The following is an 18,937-nucleotide window of genomic DNA, read 5'->3' as shown; positions in this document are numbered from 1 at the left end:
ATTGGCCATCGCCGCCGCCCGGTCACCGGCACGACGGGATGCGCATGGTCCAAACCGCCTGGCACACCAGACTTTTCCGAGCGGCGGCCCGGTCCTGCAGGGGCGGCCCGATTCGCCGCGCGCTGCTCGTTGCGCTGTGCGGCACCGCTCTCTGCATGCCGGCCGCCGCCGCCGGCCGCAATGCCGAAGCCCCCGCGCCGGAGGCGACCGGAAGCATCACGCGGCCGGCCGCGCCCGCGGCGGCCCGCCTGCCCACCCTTGCCCGTGAAGCCCGCCTCGCCGGCGACGGCCAGCGCACCCGCATGGTGCTCGACCTGGACCGGGCGGTGGATATCCGCACCTTCACCCTCGCCAATCCCTACCGGGTGGTGGTGGACCTCGACGATGTGGTGTTCTCCATGGCGCCGCAGCCGATGCAGCGCGGGCTGGTGAGCGCCCTGCGCTATGGCGTGTTCGCGCCCGGCAAGGCCCGCATGGTGCTGGAGGTGGGCGGCCCCGTTTCCATCGACAAGAGCTTCATTCTTGACGCCGTGGACGACCAGCCCGCTCGGCTGGTGCTGGACCTGGTGCCGACCGACGCCGCCACCTTCGCCCGCACCCTGGCCACCGCCACCCGCCCCCAAGCGGCCACGCCCGAACCCATCGTTCCGCCGGCTGGAGACACCCGCCCCGTGATCGTGATCGATCCCGGCCACGGCGGCATCGATACCGGCACCACCGGCTACAGCTCGTACGCGGAAAAGAATATCGTGCTGGAAACCGGGCTGGTGCTGCGCGACAAGCTGGAGAAGCTGGGCATCTACCGGGTGGTGATGACCCGCAGCACCGACACCTTCATTCCCCTCGGCGAGCGCGTGCGCATCGCCCGCGCGCATCAGGCGGCCCTGTTCATCTCGCTCCACGCGGACGCCCTCGCCCGCAATGATGGCAAGGCCCGCGGCGCCAGCGTCTACACCCTCTCCGAGACCGCCAGCGACGCCGACGCCGCCCGCCTCGCCGACCAGGAGAACAAGGCCGACCTCATCGCCGGCGTGGACCTGAGCGATGAATCGGATGCCGTCGCGGGCATTCTGGTGGATCTCGCCCAGCGCGAGACCCGCAGCTTTTCCGCCCATTTCGCCCGCCAGCTGGTGCACCAGATGAAAAGCGTGGCGCGCACCCATCACGGCGCGCTCAAGTCCGCCGGCTTCCGCGTGCTGCGGGCCCATGACGTCCCCTCGGTGCTGGTGGAGCTCGGCTACATGTCCAGCCGCGAGGATCTGAAGCTGCTCACCTCCGACACCTGGCGCAACGAGGTTGCGGACGCCATGGTGGAGGCGGTCAACGACTTCTTCGGTCCGCGCGTGGCCCACGCCACCCCCGCCGACGGGCAGACGGCCCGCGCCGAGAATGCCAAGGGCGAGCGCGCCGAGCCGGGCAAGGCCGGCCGCTGAGCGCCCACGCAACCCGCCCCTCACCCAACTCCCCATCCGCGTGGTCGCGAAGCGGCCATGTTTGCCCGCCATAGGGGCAAGGGCCGGCTGTCGCCAGCCGCTACCGCCCGCCGGTACCGCCTGATATTGGCCCGTCGCGAGCCGTCGCCATCTTCGGATGGTCCGCGCGCGTGTCGCGGCCTTGTGATGGCGAAGCGGTGCGGGAACGGCTACGCACCGGCATCTGCCGCTTCGCAGCGAAGCCGAGTCGCGGTAATGCGATGTCGCCGCGCGTGCGGTGCGGCGCAGGTAGATGGCCGGCATGCCGTTGGGGCATGCGTTCAACGATGTGGAGGGGCCCTGCGAGATGAGGCTGCTGCTGAGGTTTCTGGGCTTCCTGTTCGCTCTGTTCACCCTGGTGCTGCTGGTGGGCGCGGCGGGCGCGACCTATTTCGTCTGGAAGTACTCCAAGGACCTGCCGGACTATACCCAGCTCCAGAATTACGAACCGCCGGTGATGACGCGGGTGCACGCGGCCGACGGATCGCTGGTGGCTGAGTACGCCAAGGAGCGGCGGCTCTACATCCCCATCCAGTCCGTGCCCAAGCTGGTCATCGAGGCCTTCCTCTCGGCCGAGGACAAGAATTTCTACGAGCACGGCGGCGTCGACCCCACGGGCATTTTCCGCGCCGCCAGCTTCTATCTGCAGAATTACGGCAAGAACGTCCGGCCCCAGGGCGCCTCCACCATCACCCAGCAGGTGGCCAAGAACTTCCTTTTGACCAACGAGGTCTCCATCGACCGCAAGATCAAGGAAGCGCTCCTGGCGCTGCGCATCGAGCGCGCCTATTCCAAGGACCGCATCCTGGAACTGTACCTCAACGAGATCTATCTCGGCATGGGCGCCTACGGCATCGCCGCCGCCGCGCTGGTCTATTTCGACAAGTCCGTGGAAGAGCTGAACGTGCAGGAGGTGGCCTACCTCGCCGCCTTGCCGAAGGCGCCTTCCACCTACAACCCCTTCCGCGAGCGCGCCCGCGCCACCGATCGCCGCAACTGGGTGATCGACCGCATGGTGGAGAACGGCTTCGTGTCCCCCGAGGACGGCGAGGCCGCCAAGAAGTCGCCGCTTGACGTGACGCCCCGCCCCTCCGGCGCGCAGATCTTCGCCGCTGAATATTACGCTGAGGAAGTGCGCCGTCAGATTTTCGAGCGCTATGGCGAGAACAAGCTCTATACGGGCGGCCTCTCCGTGCGCACGCCGCTGGATCCCAAGCTGCAGGTGCTGGCCAAGAAGACCCTTTCGGAAGGCCTGGTTCGGTTCGACGAGGAGCGCGGCTGGCGCAAGCCTGTCACCCACATCGACATTACCGGCGCCGACTGGGGCGCCAAGCTGGGCGAGGTAAAGGAGTTCAACGACATCCCCTGGCGCCTCGCCGTGGTGCTGGACGTGAACAAGGACAACGCCCGCATCGGCCTGCAGCCGCCGCGTACCAAGTCCGGCGCGCGCTCCACCGAGCGCGAGGTGGGCCTCATCACCGCCGACGGCGCCAAATGGACCCGCCGCGCGCTGAACTCCATCCTGAAGACCGGCGACGTGGTCTATGTGGAGCCCATGGCCGGCCGCCAGGGCCAGTTCCGCCTCCACCAGATCCCCGCCATCGAGGGCGCGATGGTGGTGATGGAGCCGACCACCGGCCGCGTGATCGCCCTTTCCGGCGGCTTCTCCTATGACGAGAGCCAGTTCAACCGCGCCACCCAGGCCATGCGGCAGCCGGGCTCGTCGTTCAAGCCGTTCGTCTATTCGGCGGCGCTGGACAATGGCTATACGCCGTCCTCCATCGTGGTGGACGCGCCCTTCGAGCTGGAGCAGGCGGGCCAGGCCACGTGGCGGCCCACCAACTATTCCAACAAGTTCTACGGCCCGCAGACGCTGCGCTTCGGCCTCGAGCAGTCGCGCAACGTGATGACGGTGCGCCTCGCCAACGACATCGGCATGCCGATCATCGCTGAATACGCCAAGCGCTTCGGCATCTATGACAACATGCCGCCCATGCTCTCCATGGCGCTGGGCGCCGGCGAAACCACGCTGATGCGCATGGTGGGTGCCTACGCCATGATCGCCAATGGCGGGCGCAAGGTGACGCCCTCGCTCATCGACCGGATCCAGGACCGTTACGGCCACACCATCTACCGCCACGACGAGCGCGAGTGCCGCGGCTGCGATGCCGACCACTGGGCCAACCAGCCCGAGCCGACGCTCATCGATCGCCGGCCCCAGGTGCTGGACCCCATGACGGCCTACCAGATCACCTCCATGATGGAAGGCGTGGTGCAGCACGGCACCGGCACCGCCCTGAAGGAGCTGGGCAAGCCCATCGCCGGCAAGACCGGCACCACCAATGACGAGAAGGACGCCTGGTTCGTCGGCTTCACTCCTGAAGTGGTGGTGGGTGTCTATCTCGGCTATGACCGCCCCCGCCCCATGGGCAAGGGCGCCACCGGCGGCCACCTCTCGGCGCCGGTCGTGCGCGACTTCATGAAAGTGGCGCTGGCCGACCGCCCCGCCATTCCCTTCAAGGTGCCCGCCGGCATCAAGCTGGTGCGGATCGACCGCAAGAGCGGGCAGCGCACGGGCGCGGGCGATAGCAACGCCATCCTCGAAGGCTTCAAGCCCGGCACGGCCCCGCCCGACAGCTACTCGGTCTCCGATTCCTCCGGGGCATCCGATGGCGGCATTGGGTCCGGCTCCAGCGCGGGAACGGGCGGACTCTACTGAAAACAGGGTGGCGGTTCCAACGGGCCGCCGCCCTCATCTTTTTGTCCACTCCCTTCCCTTCTCGTCCCCACAGAGCCCGCCGCGGCGAACCCACGGCTTTCGTCACTCTTGGTTAACCCTTTGTTGGCGCGGCCAAAGCGGCCCTGCACACAGCCTTGGGGCGAAATTGTGTTACGGCCAAGCTATGGATGAGCTTGACGGTATCGATTGGTACCGCGCAATGTAACCTCGCCCAATGGCATCGGTAGCGCGCTCGCGTGACCTTGCAGGGGATCAAGCAGCGCGGGGGCGACGCGATGGATGAGGAGGTCCAGGATCTCAACCAGCTGGCACTTAGCCAGTGCCTGGACGCCGTTGTTTTCATAGACGACAAAACAACGTCATCTTTTTCAACGACGCCGCCGAAAGGCTCTGGTGCCGCCCGCGCGCCGATGTGCTGGGCCGCAATGTCGCCGAGCTCGTGCCCCTGCGTTGGCGCGGCCAACACGACGAATTCGTCAACACCCAGCGCCGCACTGGCGTCACCAAGATCGTCGGCACCACACGCGATGTTCCCATCGAGCGGGAAGATGGCAGCGTGGCCTGGGGCCAGCTGGCCTTGTCCCGCGCTGAGTTGGGCGACAAGACCTATTATGCAGCCTTTGTCCGCGAGATCACCGCGGACGTGCGCCAGCGCGAGCAGATGCGCATTCTCTCCCTGGTTGCGGAAACCACGGGGCGCATCGTCCTGGTTCTGAACAGCCGGTCGGAGGCGGTCTACATCAACCGCGCATTCACAGACCGGTTCGGCTACACGGTTGACGACGTTCTCGGACAAGAGCCTTTCGCCCTTCTCACGACCGATTCCGGCACAAGAGCGTTAACAAGTCAGCTTACCGATCGCCTAAAACAGTTGCCGGAATTCACTGAAGAGGTACTGTTGTCCGATAGCTCAGGAAGGGGCGTCTGGGTGTCTGCGACTTTCAACCGTGTGATCGACAACTCGACCGGCGAGATCGCGAACATCGTCGCCGTTCTGGCTGACATCACCCAAATCAAGCAGATCGAAGAGCTGCGGCGGGATGTTCTCGCCGCCGTGGTTTCGGACGAACCGCTCGACGCCGTCGCGGATCTCGTCTGCCGGAAAGTGGAAGCTATCGCCCCCGGCGTTGTCACCTCCATTATTTCGGTGACCGATGACGGCCTTCTGCAGCCGGTCGCCGGGCCCAGCCTTCCCCAGAGTTTCGTCGCTGCCGTGGAAGGTGTTGCCATCGGGCCGGACGTCGGGTCGTGCGGCAGCTGCGCGTTTCTCGGCGAGCCGGTGCTGGTGGAGGACATCGCCACCGATCCGCGTTGGGACGATTTCCGCTGGCTGCCTTTGCCGGCCAATCTGCTCGCCTGCTGGTCGGTCCCGGTGAAGCTGCGCTCCGGCAAGGTGGCCGGCACCTTCGCCTTCTATTTCACGGACCGTCGCGCCCCCACCGCCTGGGATGAGCAGATCGTCAACGCCTGCATCCATCTGTGCGCGCTGGCCATGGAGCGGCAGGAATCCAAGCGCCATATCGCGCGCCTCGCCTCAATGGATCCCCTCACGGGCCTGCCGAATCGTGGTGAGATTCTGCACCTGATGAGCGACGAGCTGCTGCGCGCGGAAGCGCTGAAGCTGCCACTGGCGCTGCTGTTTCTCGATCTGGATCACTTCAAGGACGTCAACGACACTCTGGGCCACACCACCGGCGACCGCCTGCTGGTGGAAATTTCCCGGCGCCTGAAGGCTCAGTTGCGCACCGGCGACGTGGTGGGCCGCATCGGCGGGGATGAGTTCGTCATCCTCATCCACAATTGCCGCGGTGACGAAGCCGCCCGCATCTCCGGCCGGTTGCTCGAATATCTGGCCGCGCCCGTCAATATCGAGGGGCTCAACCTCGCGATGACGGTGAGCATCGGCATCACCCTGTTCCCCGAGCATGGGCGCGACGCCGAAACGCTGCTGAAGCACGCCGACACCGCCATGTACGAGGCGAAGCGTGAAGGCCGGGGCAAGTTCCGCTTTTTCACCGAGGACCTCAACCAGCGCGTTCAGAACCGGCTGGTGCTGTCGGTGGCCTTGCGCAAGGCCATCCAGAACAAGGCCCTGAAGCAATACTACCAGCCGCAGGTGTGCATCACCGACGGCTCGCTCCACGGGGTGGAAGCTCTCAGCCGGTGGCATGACCCCATCCATGGCGACGTGCCAGCCCCCCGCTTTATCGCCCTGGCCGAGGAATACGGCCTGGTGGACGGGATCGATCAATGGGGCGTGGAAACCGCCTGCGCCCAGATCGCGAAGTGGCGGGCCGAGGGCCTGCCGGTGCCCCACATTTCCGTCAACCTCTCGCCGCTGAGCTTCCGTAGCGGCACAATCGTCGATGTCATCGCCGACGGCCTGAAGCGATACAACATCCAGCCGAGTGATATCCGTGTCGAGATCACCGAGCGGGTGATGATGGACCAGCACCCCAATTCGCTCGCCACCGCACGCGCCATCGAGGCGCTCGGGGTGCACATCGCCATGGACGATTTCGGCACCGGCTATTCCAGCCTTTCCGCCCTGGCGCGCCTGCCCATCGCGGAGCTGAAGATCGACCGCTCCTTCATGATGAGCCTGGAGCAGGACCAGAACTCCCAGGCCCTTGCCACCGCCGTGATCCGCATCGGTCAGAGCCTGGGCATGTCCGTGGTGGCCGAAGGGGTGGAAACCGAGGCCCAGATGGCGCTGCTGCGCGAGCTCAAGTGCCACGCCGCGCAGGGCTACCTGTTCGCTCGCCCGCTCGCCACCGAGGATTTCGAGGCCTGGTTCGTCACCCGGCTTCAGCACAACACCCGCCCCACCGCCAGCCGCGCCTGACCGTCGCGACCCGCGCTCCACTTCGGGGCCGCTGGCGGCTCGACAGTGGCAAAAAGTGCGCCAGAAGCGCGAAGGTGGGACTTTCCCTGCTTCCATTCACAGCTGCGCCGTTTACACCTGCGCGCGCGGCCGCTATTTTCCGCGGCCCCATCCGGAGACCATGAAGCCATGCGCGCGGAACTCGCCGCGAAAGTCGACGAGATCAATCAATCGTTGGACCTGCTGCGGTCCCACCTGGACGTGGACCGCTCTCGCCGACGCCTGGCCGAGCTGAACGCCATGGTGGAGGATCCCACTTTGTGGGACGAGCCGGACCGGGCCCAGAAGATCATGCAGGAACGCACGACGCTGGAAGATGGCCTCACCGCCATCGACCGGATCGCGCGCGACCTCGCGGACAATGTGGAGCTGATCGAGCTTGGCGAGGCGGAGGGTGATGAAGGCGTCATTGCCGAAGCTGCCGGCGCACTCCAGGCGCTGAAGGCCGAGCTCGCGCGGCGCGAGCTCGAATCCCTGCTTTCCGGCGAGGCCGATTCCAACGACACCTATCTCGAGGTCCATGCCGGCGCCGGCGGCACCGACAGTCAGGACTGGGCCGAGATGCTGCTGCGGATGTACACCCGCTGGGCGGAACGACACGGCTTCAAGGTGGAGCTGGTGGATGAAAGCGCGGGCGAGCAGGCCGGCTTGAAGTCCGCCACCATCATGGTGAAGGGCCACAACGCCTATGGCTGGCTGAAGACCGAGGCGGGCGTGCACCGGCTGGTGCGCATCTCGCCGTTCGATTCGAATGCCCGGCGCCAGACCTCCTTCTCCTCCGTCGACGTCTACCCGGTGATCGACGACCGCATCGTGGTGGAGATCAACGAGGCCGACGTGCGGGTGGATACCATGCGCTCCGGCGGCGCGGGCGGCCAGCACGTGAACAAGACCGAATCGGCGGTTCGCCTCACCCACATTCCCACCGGCATCGCGGTGGTGAGCCAGGGTGACCGCTCCCAGCACAAGAATCGCGCCACCGCCTGGAACATGCTGCGCGCGAAATTGTACGAGATGGAGCTGAAGAAGCGCGAGGCGGAAGCCGCCGCGGAGCAGGCCGCCAAGACCGATATTGGCTGGGGCCACCAGATTCGCTCCTATGTGCTCCAGCCCTATCAGCTGGTGAAGGACCTGCGCACCGGCGTCTCGTCCGGCACCCCGCAGGAAGTGCTCGACGGCGACCTGGACACCTTCATGCAGGCCGCCCTCGCCCAGCGCGCCTATGGCGGAGGCCCCGAGAGCGTCGACGACGTGGACTGATCGCGGCGGAGGGCGCGCCCCTCCGCCCCCGGCGGGTGCTGTGCCCGCCGCAGGCCTTCGCGCCCCATTCTCAGCGATAGCTGCCGCAGGCCCAGGCCCAAGCGCCGGCCTCACCGGCCGGGGTGGGCCGGCGCGCCGCCGTGTCGCGTCCAGTGCACGCCCGGCGATGGCGCCCCTTGCCTTCGCGCGTGGATTGTCGCTTACTGCGGGTAATGGGAAACGGTTGGGGGCGGAGGTTTGAGGCGGAGCCGCGCGATGCGACCGCTGGTCCATCGATCTATATCCGTGCTTTCGGTGGCGGCTCTCGCAACGCCGCGCACGCATCCAAGACCCGCTCCGGGCGCCATCGATGGAGCGTCAGCCTGTCCGTGTATTCGACGCGAACGCACCTCGTCCGCCGCGCGCCCGCCCCTGCCCACAGGTCGGGAGCGATTTGCCGCGCTGGCGATGGTTCGCCCGGCCCTTGGCGTCGGCATCGAGCCCCCGCGACGTCTCCCCTCTCGCCATCTTCACCCGTAACGATACCGCTGGCCGAGCTGGCGGAGCTGCTCCCCACCCTCAAGCGCACCTCGCACAGAGCTGCATTCCCGCACACGCCGCGCGCACACCCGAGCCGCCGGCATGGTGACATCCGACACTGAGGAGGCCGCCTTTGACTTCTGATCTCTCCAAGGCCCGCGCCGCCGGCGCGCTGCGGGACGAGCTTCTCGACGACGTCTACTCGTCGAGCGACCTGCATGGCCAGCTTCCCAAGTTCAATTTCCCGACCAAGGAACACGACCCTCGCCACGTGTTCACCGCCGTGCGCGACGAGCTGATGCTGGACGGCAACTCCCGCCAGAACCTCGCCACCTTCTGCCAGACCTGGGTGGATCAGGAGATCCAGGACCTCATGGCCTTGTCCATCGACAAGAACATGATCGACAAGGACGAGTATCCGCAAACCGCCGCCATTGAAGAGCGCTGCGTGCGCATGCTGGCGGACCTGTGGAACTCCCCCTCCCCGCGCGAGACCATCGGCTGTTCCACGGTCGGCTCTTCGGAAGCCGCCATGCTGGGCGGCCTCGCGCTCAAGTGGCAGTGGCGCAAGAAGCGCGCGGCGGCCGGCAAGCCCACCGACAAGCCCAACATGATCACCGGGCCAGTGCAGATCTGCTGGCACAAGTTCGCCCGCTATTTCGATGTTGAGCTCCGCGAGATCCCGCTCGAGGGCGACCGGCTCATCATGAGCCCGGAAGAAGTGCTGAAGCGGGTGGATGAGAACACCATCGGCGTGGTGCCCACCCTGGGCGTCACCTTCACCTGCCAATACGAGCCGGTGAAGGCGGTCAGCGACGCCCTCGACCAGCTTCAGAAAGACACCGGGCTCGATATCCCGATCCATGTGGACGGCGCCTCCGGAGGCTTCCTCGCCCCCTTCTGCGCGCCCGAGCTGGAATGGGATTTCCGCCTGCCGCGGGTGAAGTCCATCAACTCCTCGGGCCACAAGTTCGGCCTCGCGCCCCTGGGCGTGGGCTGGGTGGTGTGGCGCGAAGCCGCCGACCTGCCGGAAGACCTGGTGTTCAACGTGAATTATCTGGGCGGCAACATGCCCACCTTCGCGCTGAACTTCTCGCGCCCCGGCGGGCAGGTGATTACTCAATACTATAATTTCATGCGCCTCGGCCGCGAAGGCTACGCCAAGATCCAGAACGCCTGCTACGACACCGCCGAATACCTTGCGCAGGAAATCGCCGCCCTGGGCCCGTTCGAGGTGCTCTTCAATGGCGATCGCAAGGCCGGCATTCCCGCCTTGTGCTGGAAGCTGAAGGACAATGCGAGCATTGGCGGCTCCACCCTTTATGACGTGGCCGACCGGCTGCGCAGCCGCGGCTGGCAGGTGCCCGCTTATTCCATGCCCGCCCATCGCGAGGATCTGGTGATCCAGCGCATCCTGGTGCGGCACGGGGTGAGCCGCGATCTCGCGAGCCTGCTGGTGGACGACACCAAGCGCACGCTCGATTATTTCGAGAAGCATCCGGTGACGGCGCCGCTCACCTCGGCGGAAGCGAGCGGCTTCAACCATAACTGACGGGGCGGGCCCCTGCGTGGGGCCCGCCAAAGGTCAAGGCCGGCGAAGACTTGGGACGTCCCGTCGCCCGTCGGCGGCGACGGGGATGGCTCAAGGAGGACTTGAGCGAAGTAGACCGCAGTTCAAGCGAAGATAACGCAGCAACTCAACAGGCGAGAGCATTTCCCGGATTCCGTGAAACCGGAAAATGCTCTAGCCTGCTGCAAATCCTACCGGCGGGTTCAGGCGGACCCGCCCTCATCCGAGGTTGTCATTCCATGGCCGGAGCCGAGATGTTCGCCACCAAGACCCGTGTCGCAAAGATCTTCGCAAGCCGGTTCCGCCCGTCCGCTCTGACACTGGCGCTGTTCGCAGCGTTCGCCCTGCTGGCCCTGCTCACGCCCCATACGGGGGTGGACGCCGTGGTGGCCTGCACCGCCCTGCTCTATCGGGACAATAAAGGCGGCGTCTATGCCGGGCGCACCCTGGAACTGCCCATGGAGCTGCCCTACCTGCTCACCTATCTGCCGGCCGGGCGGAAGGTCAGCTCCGCCGTGCCGGGGCGCGATCCGCTGGTGTTCGAGACGCGCCACGCCATTGTCGGCATCACCGTTCCCAACGGTACGGTGGCGGACCTCAAGCTGGTGGAAGGCGTGAACGAAAAGGGCCTCACCTTCAGCCTGCTGGCCTTCGCCGACGCGGCAGGGCCCGCCATCGGTTTCCAGAAGACCAAGGCGGCTCTGGCGGCCATCGACCTCGGCGTGTGGACCCTCGGGCAGTTCGAGACCACGGACCAGGTGAAGACCGCCCTTGCCGCGCAGCCCGTCCTGCTCTCCGCCCTCGAGGCCCTGCACGGTGCGCGCACGCCATTCCACTTCATCGTCCATGACCGGGCCGGCGGCTCGCTGGTCATCGAGTTCGCGGACGGCAAGCAGAATGTCTATGACAATCCCATCGGCGTGATGACCAACGGGCCGGATTTCCCGTGGCATCTCACCAACATGAACAATTACTCGTATTTGACGAACCTGGACCGGTCCTCCGGCACGTTCGGCAAGCTGAATGTGCGCCAGCCGGATTCCGGCATTGCCACCGCCGGCCTGCCGGCCTCCAACACGGCCGTCGGCCGGTTCGTGCGCGCGGCCTATTATGCCCAGTATGCGGAGCGCGCTGCGCCCGAGGCGGCGCTCTCGGCCCTGGCCCATGTGATGAACAATTTCGACCGGCCGAAGGGCATCACCGTGGACCCGCGCGGCGCCGGCGGCCTGGAGGTGGAGGGCGCGGAGCCCGATGGCGAGGCCGACACCACCACCGAATATACCTCCTGGACCTCCCTCACCGACCTTGCCGGGGGACGCTTCCTGGTGCGCACCTATGCCGGGATGAACTATGTGAGCCTCGATTTCGCGGCCCTGAAGGGCGCGGACGAAGTGAAGGCGTTGCCGCTCAACGCCGTTGGCGCGCTGCCCGTGGCGAACGTCGCGGCCGAGCTCCTGGCCGCCAAGCTGGGCTGAGGCGCGGTCATGGAGGGCGTGGAACGCGTGCGCCAGGCCCTTCTCGCGGCCGGGCACGAGGACAGCATCATGGCCTTTTCGGAAGGCACCCACAGCGCGGCGGACGCCGCCGCGGCCGTGGGTTGCGCGCTGGCACAGATCGCGAAATCCATCGTGTTCCGTGCTGGCGACGAGGCCGTGCTGGTGATCGCTTCCGGTGCCAACCGCATTGACCGCAAGAAGGTCTCGGCCATCACCGGCCTTGCGGTGAAGCCGGCCGATCCGGATTGGGTCGCGCGGAAGACGGGCTTCGCCGTGGGTGGCGTCTCGCCGGTGGGGCATGCAGCGCCGCTCATCGTTGTCATCGATGAGGACTTGATGGCGCTCGACCCCATCTGGGCCGCGGCGGGCTCGCCGCTCCACGTCTTCCGCACCCGCGCGGCGCTGCTGGCCGAGATGACCGGCGCGGCGCCGGCGAATGTTCGCCAGGAGTGAATGGCGGCAAGAGTGAATGGCGGCAAGAGTGAATGGCGGCAAGAGTGAATGGCGGCAAGAGTGAACGCCCCCGCGTGAGCGTCCAAGCCGAGCAAACGACACGCGCCCGCAAGCTCCGCGGGCGCCCGGACCTCACACGCCGAGGTCGACGCCGAACGTCTGCAACAGCAGCACCGCGTTCAGCCCCAGCACCAGCACGCTGCCGATAACCGCGAAAATCGTGGTGAGCGGGCCATTGGCGAACTCGCCCATGAGATCACGCCGGCGGGTGAACATCACCAGGGCAATCATGGGCACCGGCAGGGCGATGGACAGCACCACCTGGCTCAGCACCAGGGCGTAGGTGGTGTTCACGCCCATGGCCACCACCACGAAGGCCGGCACCATGGTGACGAGCCGGCGCACCAGCAGCGGAATGCGGAACCCCACAAAGCCCTGCATGATCATCTGCCCCGCCATGGTGCCCACCACCGAGCTGGAGACGCCTGAGGCGATGAGCGAAACGAGGAAGATGCCCGCCGCGCCCGCGCCCAGCAGCGGCGTGAGCGTGTGGTAGGCTGTCTCGATCTCCGCCACGTCCGAGTGGCCGAGATGGAACGCGCTTGCGGCCATGATGACCATGGCCATGTTGACGAGCCCGGCGACCGAAAGCGCCAGCATCACTTCCCGGTTGGAGAAGCGCACCAGCAGCCGACGCTGGGCGATATTTTCCGGCGTGGTGCGGTTCTGGGTCAGGCCCGAATGCAGGTACAGGGCATGTGGCATGACGGTGGCGCCGATGATACCCACGGCGATCATCAGCGCCTGCCCGTCGGGAATCTGCGGCGTCACCGCGCCGGTGAGCGCCGCACCCCAATCCACCGGCGCAATGAACAGCTCGGCCAGATAGCACAGGCCGATGAGCCCCACGAGACCGCCGATGATGAGCTCCATGGGCCGGAAGCCATAGCGCTCGAACATCAGGATGCCGTAGGTGACGATGGCGGTGATGCCCATGCCCACCAGCAGCGGCAGGCCGAACAGCAGCGACAGGCCGATGGCGCCGCCAAGGAATTCGGCGAGGTCTGTGGCCATCGCCGCCACCTCGCTCACCACCCACATCGCCCACACCATTGGCCTGGGCAGCTCGGAACGGCACATCTCCGCCAGATTGCGCCCGGTGGCGATGCCGAGCTTGGCGGACAGCGCCTGGAACAGCATGGCCACCAGATTGGCCGCCACCACCACCCAGAGCAGCGCATAGCCATAATGCGCGCCGGCCTGGATGTTCGTCGCGAAATTGCCCGGGTCCATGTAGGCGATGGAGGCCACCACCGCCGGGCCCATGAACAGCAGCGTGCCGCCCCGCCGGCGGCCGGACAGCACCTCGGCGATGGCGGCATTGGTGCGCTGTGTGACCGATCCGCCCCCGGCCGATGCCAGGCTGGGGGACAGGGATGTCGGCGCCTCGGGCACCGGTCCGGTCGAAAAAGGCGAAGAGGGCATGGGGCAGGCCCGCGTTGCAGTTGCTCTATAATGTAGCCATGGCTACACCTCATGCAATAGCCTCATTTCGGCGACACCGTGCTGACAGGATCCGGGCAGCGCCGGGCTGTCCCGAAAGCGCCTTGCGGCCGGGGCCCGACGCCATTCGGCATGTCCCCGGCGGCAAATGCGGGCCGGCGTCGGTGGATGGCGGGGCGAGGCGAGTTGCAAAGCCCCACCCCGACCAGATAATGGGAGCGTCTTCCTGTTCGCGATCGGCCGCGCGCCCACCCCGGTGCCCCATGGCTGATCTCCCTGCGGGCCTGTCACGGGGGAGCGATTGACGTCCGAGCACAAGGGTGCCAGCGGCGGAGAGCCCGCCCCCATAGACCTGCGCGCCGCGGAAGCCGCCGAGGTGCGCCGCTTCAACCGCGCCCGAACCGCCCGCTCGGCGGAGATTCCCGAGGATTACACCGAGCTCATCGCCGACCTGCTGAACGCCCATGGCGAGGCACGGGTGACCGACATTGCCCGCCGGCTGGGCGTGACCCACCCCACCGCCACCAAAGCCATCGCCCGCCTGAAGCGCGAGGGGCTTGTGACCTCGCGTCCCTATCGCGGCGTGTTCCTCACCGAGGCCGGCGCCGCCATGGCGGAGCGGGTGCGGGCCCGCCATCGCCTGGTGGTGGACTTCCTGCTGGCCGTCGGCGTGCCGCGCGAGGCGGCGGAGACCGACGCCGAGGGGATGGAGCACTACGTTTCGGAAAAGACACTCAGCGCCTTCCGCCGCTTCCTTGACAGCCAGGGCTGAGAGAGGCGCTCAGCCTCCTCCCCCGATGGCGCGCAGGGGCTTGCCGGCCAGCACGTCATCCTCGATGCGCTCCAGGGGCACCGCGCGCGTCTCGGGCGTCACCGTCAGCGCCACCAGCAGCGAGACCACGCACACCGCCAGGAAGATGCCGATCGTCGCCGCAAGGCCCATCACCCCCACCACCGAGAGGAAAGTGGCGGCGACGATGCCGTTGAACAGCCAGCTGGTGGCTGAGGCCAGGGCGATGCCGCGCTCGCGAATGGCCGCCGGGAACAGCTCCGACATCAGCACATAAGGCAGCGGCCCCAGGCTCAAGGCGAACGCAACGATGTAGAGGCTGAGGCCGCCCAGCGCCACGAACGGCCAATCGAAGGTGGCGGCCGCCACCACCGCCGCCAAGGCGCACACCATCACAGCCGAGCCGCCGATCAGCAGCGGCCGCCGGCCGAGCCGGTCCACCAGCACCATGGCCGCCACCGTCGCCAGCACATTGACAAGGCCAAGCCCGAACGTCGCCGCCAGGGACGCGAGGCCGGCGGAGAAGCCGAGCTCCGTGAAAATGTGCGGCGCGTAATAGAGAATGCCGTCGATGCCCGAGAAGTTCTGCAGCACGAACAACGCGCTGCACAGGCCGAGCACCGCCAGGGTGCTGCCCTGGCGAAGCACCGCGCGCAAGGGCAGCGCCGCCGCGCCCGGCGCGGCCTCCCCCATCTCATCGGCAATGCCGAACACGCGCGCAGCCGCCTGCGCCTCGCCCGTGCGGCCCTGGCCCTGCAGCCAGCGCGGGCTTTCCGGCAGCGTCCCGACCACGAGACCGCACGCCACGACGATCACCAGCCCAAGCGCCAGCATCACCGGCCACGACGCGACATTCATCAGCGCGAGAGGTACAGAATAGCCGCCAAGTATTCCAACCGTGATCGCGAGTTGGTACATGGACACAACTGCCCCACGGTAGCGCGCGGCGGTCACCTCGGCCGCGTACATTGGCACAACCATGGAAGAAAGGCCGACACCAAGGCCAATCAGAACGCGCGCGCCCGCCAGCAGTTGCGGGCCGAACGGCACCTGCCCCACCAGCAGGATCAGCCCATAGCCAACTAAAGCAAAGACCACCGCGAGAAACAGCGATGGCTTGCGCCCAATGCGCGAAGACACCGGTGCCGCGCTTGCCGCCCCCACGAAGCAGCCCACCAGCAGCGCTGTCACGATCATCTCGACCGCGTGCGTGGAAAGACTGAAATCCGCCGTGATATCAGCCAGGACGCCGGCAATGGATGCGGTGCTGAAGCCAAACAGTGCGCCGAAACACAGCACCAGCGCGGAGGTAAGAACGACGACTTTCACCAGCAAACCTCGCCTGTCAAGCAAAGATATGTTGTCCGAATGGGCAAGATTTTCCCGCGCTCTCGCTTGCGGCTCAGGGCCGAGCTGAAGCATAGGTATATGCTGACCAGCGCGAAAGGCGTTCGCCCAAAAATCCTGGGTGCGGGCGCAAGCGTTGGGTGCAGGAGCAAGGCATGTCCCCCACGACCGTCGCTCGCGAACACGCCAACCGTCTGGCCATCGATGGAGGGGAGCCGGTGCGCACCGCGCCCCTGCCGTGGGAGCTGCCGGGCGCCCATTGGATCGGCGCCGAGGAGCTGGAGCTGGTGGAACGTGTGGTGCGCGCCCGCAGCCCGTTCCGCTTTTATGGCCCGGACCTGCAGCACATGGTGGACACGCTGGAAAGCGAATGGTGCTCCACCTTCGGCCACCGCCACGCGCTGGGCGTCTCCTGCGGCACGGCGGCCCTGTCCATCGCGGTGTCGGCGCTGGGCCTCGGCCCGGGCGACGAGGTGCTGGTGCCCGGCTATCTGTGGGTGTCGTGCGTGAGCGCGGTGGTGCGCGCCGGTGCCATTCCGCGCCTGGTGGACATCGACGACACCTTCACCCTCGACCCCGAGGACCTCGTCCGCAAGATCGGCCCCCACACCCGCGCGGTGCTGATGGTGCACATGAGCGGCGCGCCCGGCCGCGTGCAGGAGGTGGCGCGCATCTGCCGCGAGAAGGGCCTGCGCCTCATCGAGGATTGCGCCCAGACCGCCGGCGCCAGCTCCCACGGCCAGCCGGTGGGCACGTTCGGCGACATCGCCATCTTCTCGTTCCAGCTCAACAAGAACATGACCTCCGGCGACGGCGGCCTGATCACGAGCAATGACGACGAGCTCTTCCGCCGCATCGTGGCGCTGCACGATCTCGGCTACCCGCGCAACGCCCAGGGCCGGCTCGACACCTCGGACGAGGATTGCCAGCTGTGGGGCGTGGGCGCGCGCATGTCGGAGCTGGCCGGTGCCATGGCCCTCGCCCAGCTGCGCAAGCTGCCGAAGATCACGGGGGCCATGCGCGATGCCAAATGGCGCATCCGCAACGCCCTTTCGGACATTCCCGGCCTCTCCTTCCGCACCATTCCGGACCCGGCGGGCGACAGCGGCCCCTTCCTCATCATGATGCTGCCCGACGAAGCCACCGCGAAGCGCTTCATCGAATGCGTGCGGGCGGAGGGCATTTCCGGGCCGCCCGGGAGCTTGGCCTGCGTGACCATGCGTGAATGGGGCATGCATTGGTACTCGAACATCCCGAGCCTGGTGCACAAGCGCTCCAACAGCCGCGACGGCTTCCCCTGGACCCATCCGGCCAACGCCTTCGGCGCCGATTATGATTACAGCGCCGGCGCCCTGCCCCATTGCGATGCGCTGCATGCCCGCAGCGCCCTCATCGCCATCGCCTCGACCCTGACCGACGCGGATGTGGAGGACATCATCCTCGCCGTGCGCAAAGTGGCGCGGGTCGTCCTCGGCTGAGGCGGCATCCCGGCCCCGGGAGCCGTCCGCGCGCTTGGAGAAGCGTTCATGATCTATTTCATCGCCGCCATTGCCGGCCTCGCGGGTGCCCTGTTCGGCTTCGACGAAGGCGTGATCGCCGGTGCACTCGGCCCGCTGAGGACCGACTTCGGCATTGATCCCCTGGCGGAAGGGGTCATGACGGCGGCGGTGCCCTTCGGCGCCCTCGCCGGCGCGCTGATCGGCGGGCGCATCGCCCCCGCCTCCGGGCGGCGGCGCATGCTGCTGGGCGCGGCGCTCCTGTTCATCTGCGGCGCGCTCGGCAGCGCGCTCGCCTGGGATTTGTGGTCGCTCACGGCGGCCCGGCTCGTCATCGGCGTGGCGGTGGGCATGGCGGCCATGATGGCGCCGCTCTACATCTCCGAAAGCGCGCCCACGGCGCAGCGTGGCATGCTGGTGTCCATTTACCAGCTCGCGGTCACCCTGGGCATTCTGGGCGCCTATGTGGTGGGCTACCTGCTCTCGGATTCCTGGCGCTGGATGTTCGCCATGGGCGCCCTGCCCGCGCTGGTGCTGTTCTTCGGCATCTTCTCCCAGACCGATACGCCGCGCTGGCTGATGGCGCGCGGCCGCCAGACCGAGGCGCGCCGCGCCCTCGCCCACCTGCGCAACGTGCCGGAAACGCATCCGGACGTAGAAAAGGAGCTGAGCGAGATCCGCTCCGCCTCCGTGGCGGATCTCAAGCCCGGCCGGTTGTCCGACCTTTTCACCCCGCAACTGCGCCCGGCCCTTTATGTGAGCATGGGCCTGTTCCTGCTGCAGCAGCTCTCGGGCATCAATGCGGTGATCTATTACGCCCCCACGGTGTTCCAGATTTCCGGCTTCGATTCCACCTCCACCCAGATCCTGGCCACCGCGGGCGTGGGCGCGGTCAATGTGCTCATGACCATCGTCGGCATGCTGCTGATTGATCGCCTGGGCCGCCGGCTGCTTCTGCTGCTGGGCTTCGCGGGCACGGCCGTCGCGCTCGGCGCCATCGCCATCAGTTCCGCCACCGGCAGCCCCTCCCTGGGTGTGGTCGCCCTCGGCGGGCTGCTTCTCTACATCTCCGCCTTCGCCATCAGCATCGGGCCGCTGCCCTGGGTGATGATGGCGGAAGTGTTTCCGCTCAACGTGCGCTCGCTGGGCATGAGCCTGGCTTCGCTGGTGAACTGGGGCTTCAACTTCCTGGTGGTGTTCTCCTTCCCCGTGCTGGTGGCGGAGCTGGGCCTGGCCGGGGTGTTCGCCATCTATGCCCTGGTGTGCATCGCCGGGCTCGCCTTCACCCTGCGTGCGGTGCCGGAGACCAGCGGCGTCAGCCTGGAGGATATCGAGCGCCACCTGAAGAGCGGGCGCCCGTTCCGTGAGCTGGGCACCGCCCCGCTGGCATCCCGCGCCCTGTGAGGA

At 67.1% G+C, this 18,937-nt stretch carries 12 protein-coding genes; 10 read left to right on the top strand and 2 right to left on the bottom strand.

Annotated elements, in window-relative coordinates; genetic code table 11:
• Positions 1 to 155: 155 nt before the first annotated feature.
• The 7 genes from L0966_RS09990 to L0966_RS09960 all read left to right on the top strand — a co-directional run bounded on the left by L0966_RS09990 (position 156) and on the right by L0966_RS09960 (position 12,394).
• Entirely contained in the window at positions 156 to 1,433 is a 1,278-nt protein-coding gene (locus L0966_RS09990) for an N-acetylmuramoyl-L-alanine amidase (RefSeq protein ID WP_234051757.1), read from the top strand.
• Between the two features lie 346 nt (positions 1,434 to 1,779).
• Positions 1,780 to 4,191 carry a penicillin-binding protein 1A gene (locus L0966_RS09985; RefSeq protein ID WP_234051915.1) on the top strand — a complete coding sequence of 804 codons (2,412 nt, stop codon included), beginning with the start codon at positions 1,780 to 1,782 and terminating at the stop codon, positions 4,189 to 4,191.
• A 340-nt stretch (positions 4,192 to 4,531) separates the two neighbouring features.
• Positions 4,532 to 7,057 (top strand): EAL domain-containing protein, encoded by a 2,526-nt coding sequence (locus L0966_RS09980; RefSeq protein ID WP_234051756.1) that lies wholly within the window; start codon positions 4,532 to 4,534, stop codon positions 7,055 to 7,057.
• A gap of 168 nt (positions 7,058 to 7,225) precedes the next feature.
• Complete coding sequence (prfB, locus tag L0966_RS09975; protein ID WP_234051755.1) at positions 7,226 to 8,356, top strand: peptide chain release factor 2; 1,131 nt, start codon at positions 7,226 to 7,228, stop codon at positions 8,354 to 8,356.
• 652 nt (positions 8,357 to 9,008) lie between these two features.
• Complete coding sequence (locus L0966_RS09970) at positions 9,009 to 10,427, top strand: glutamate decarboxylase (RefSeq protein WP_255683944.1); 1,419 nt, start codon at positions 9,009 to 9,011, stop codon at positions 10,425 to 10,427.
• A gap of 257 nt (positions 10,428 to 10,684) precedes the next feature.
• Positions 10,685 to 11,920: a linear amide C-N hydrolase gene (locus L0966_RS09965; protein ID WP_234051754.1), complete on the top strand. Its 1,236-nt coding sequence runs from the start codon at positions 10,685 to 10,687 to the stop codon at positions 11,918 to 11,920.
• A 9-nt stretch (positions 11,921 to 11,929) separates the two neighbouring features.
• Positions 11,930 to 12,394, top strand: coding sequence for a YbaK/EbsC family protein (locus L0966_RS09960; protein ID WP_234051753.1), 465 nt, complete (start codon positions 11,930 to 11,932; stop codon positions 12,392 to 12,394).
• Between the two features lie 132 nt (positions 12,395 to 12,526).
• On the opposite strand, the gene L0966_RS09955 is transcribed toward L0966_RS09960, so the two are convergent.
• Complete coding sequence (locus L0966_RS09955; RefSeq protein WP_234051752.1) at positions 12,527 to 13,879, bottom strand: Nramp family divalent metal transporter; 1,353 nt, start codon at positions 13,877 to 13,879, stop codon at positions 12,527 to 12,529.
• Between the two features lie 319 nt (positions 13,880 to 14,198).
• Between L0966_RS09955 and mntR the strand changes: the two genes are divergently transcribed.
• Positions 14,199 to 14,669, top strand: coding sequence for a manganese-binding transcriptional regulator MntR (mntR, locus tag L0966_RS09950; RefSeq protein WP_370640693.1), 471 nt, complete (start codon positions 14,199 to 14,201; stop codon positions 14,667 to 14,669).
• A 9-nt stretch (positions 14,670 to 14,678) separates the two neighbouring features.
• On the opposite strand, the gene L0966_RS09945 is transcribed toward mntR, so the two are convergent.
• Positions 14,679 to 16,109, bottom strand: a complete 1,431-nt coding sequence (locus tag L0966_RS09945) for a sugar porter family MFS transporter (protein ID WP_255683943.1) — start codon at positions 16,107 to 16,109, stop codon at positions 14,679 to 14,681.
• 80 nt (positions 16,110 to 16,189) lie between these two features.
• Between L0966_RS09945 and L0966_RS09940 the strand changes: the two genes are divergently transcribed.
• A complete protein-coding gene (locus L0966_RS09940; RefSeq protein ID WP_234051750.1) occupies positions 16,190 to 17,512 on the top strand; it encodes a DegT/DnrJ/EryC1/StrS aminotransferase family protein in 1,323 nt (440 codons plus the stop codon).
• A 48-nt stretch (positions 17,513 to 17,560) separates the two neighbouring features.
• On the top strand, positions 17,561 to 18,934 hold the full coding sequence (locus L0966_RS09935) for a sugar porter family MFS transporter (RefSeq protein ID WP_234051749.1): 1,374 nt from the start codon (positions 17,561 to 17,563) through the stop codon (positions 18,932 to 18,934).
• Positions 18,935 to 18,937: the final 3 nt, after the last annotated feature.

Source organism: Xanthobacter sp. NM-59, assembly GCF_021401125.1.
In the GTDB taxonomy this organism is placed as follows: Bacteria; Pseudomonadota; Alphaproteobacteria; order Rhizobiales; family Xanthobacteraceae; genus Xanthobacter.
The sequence above is the reverse complement of the archived record's forward strand: the minus strand, read 5'-3'. Positions and strand labels throughout refer to the sequence as shown.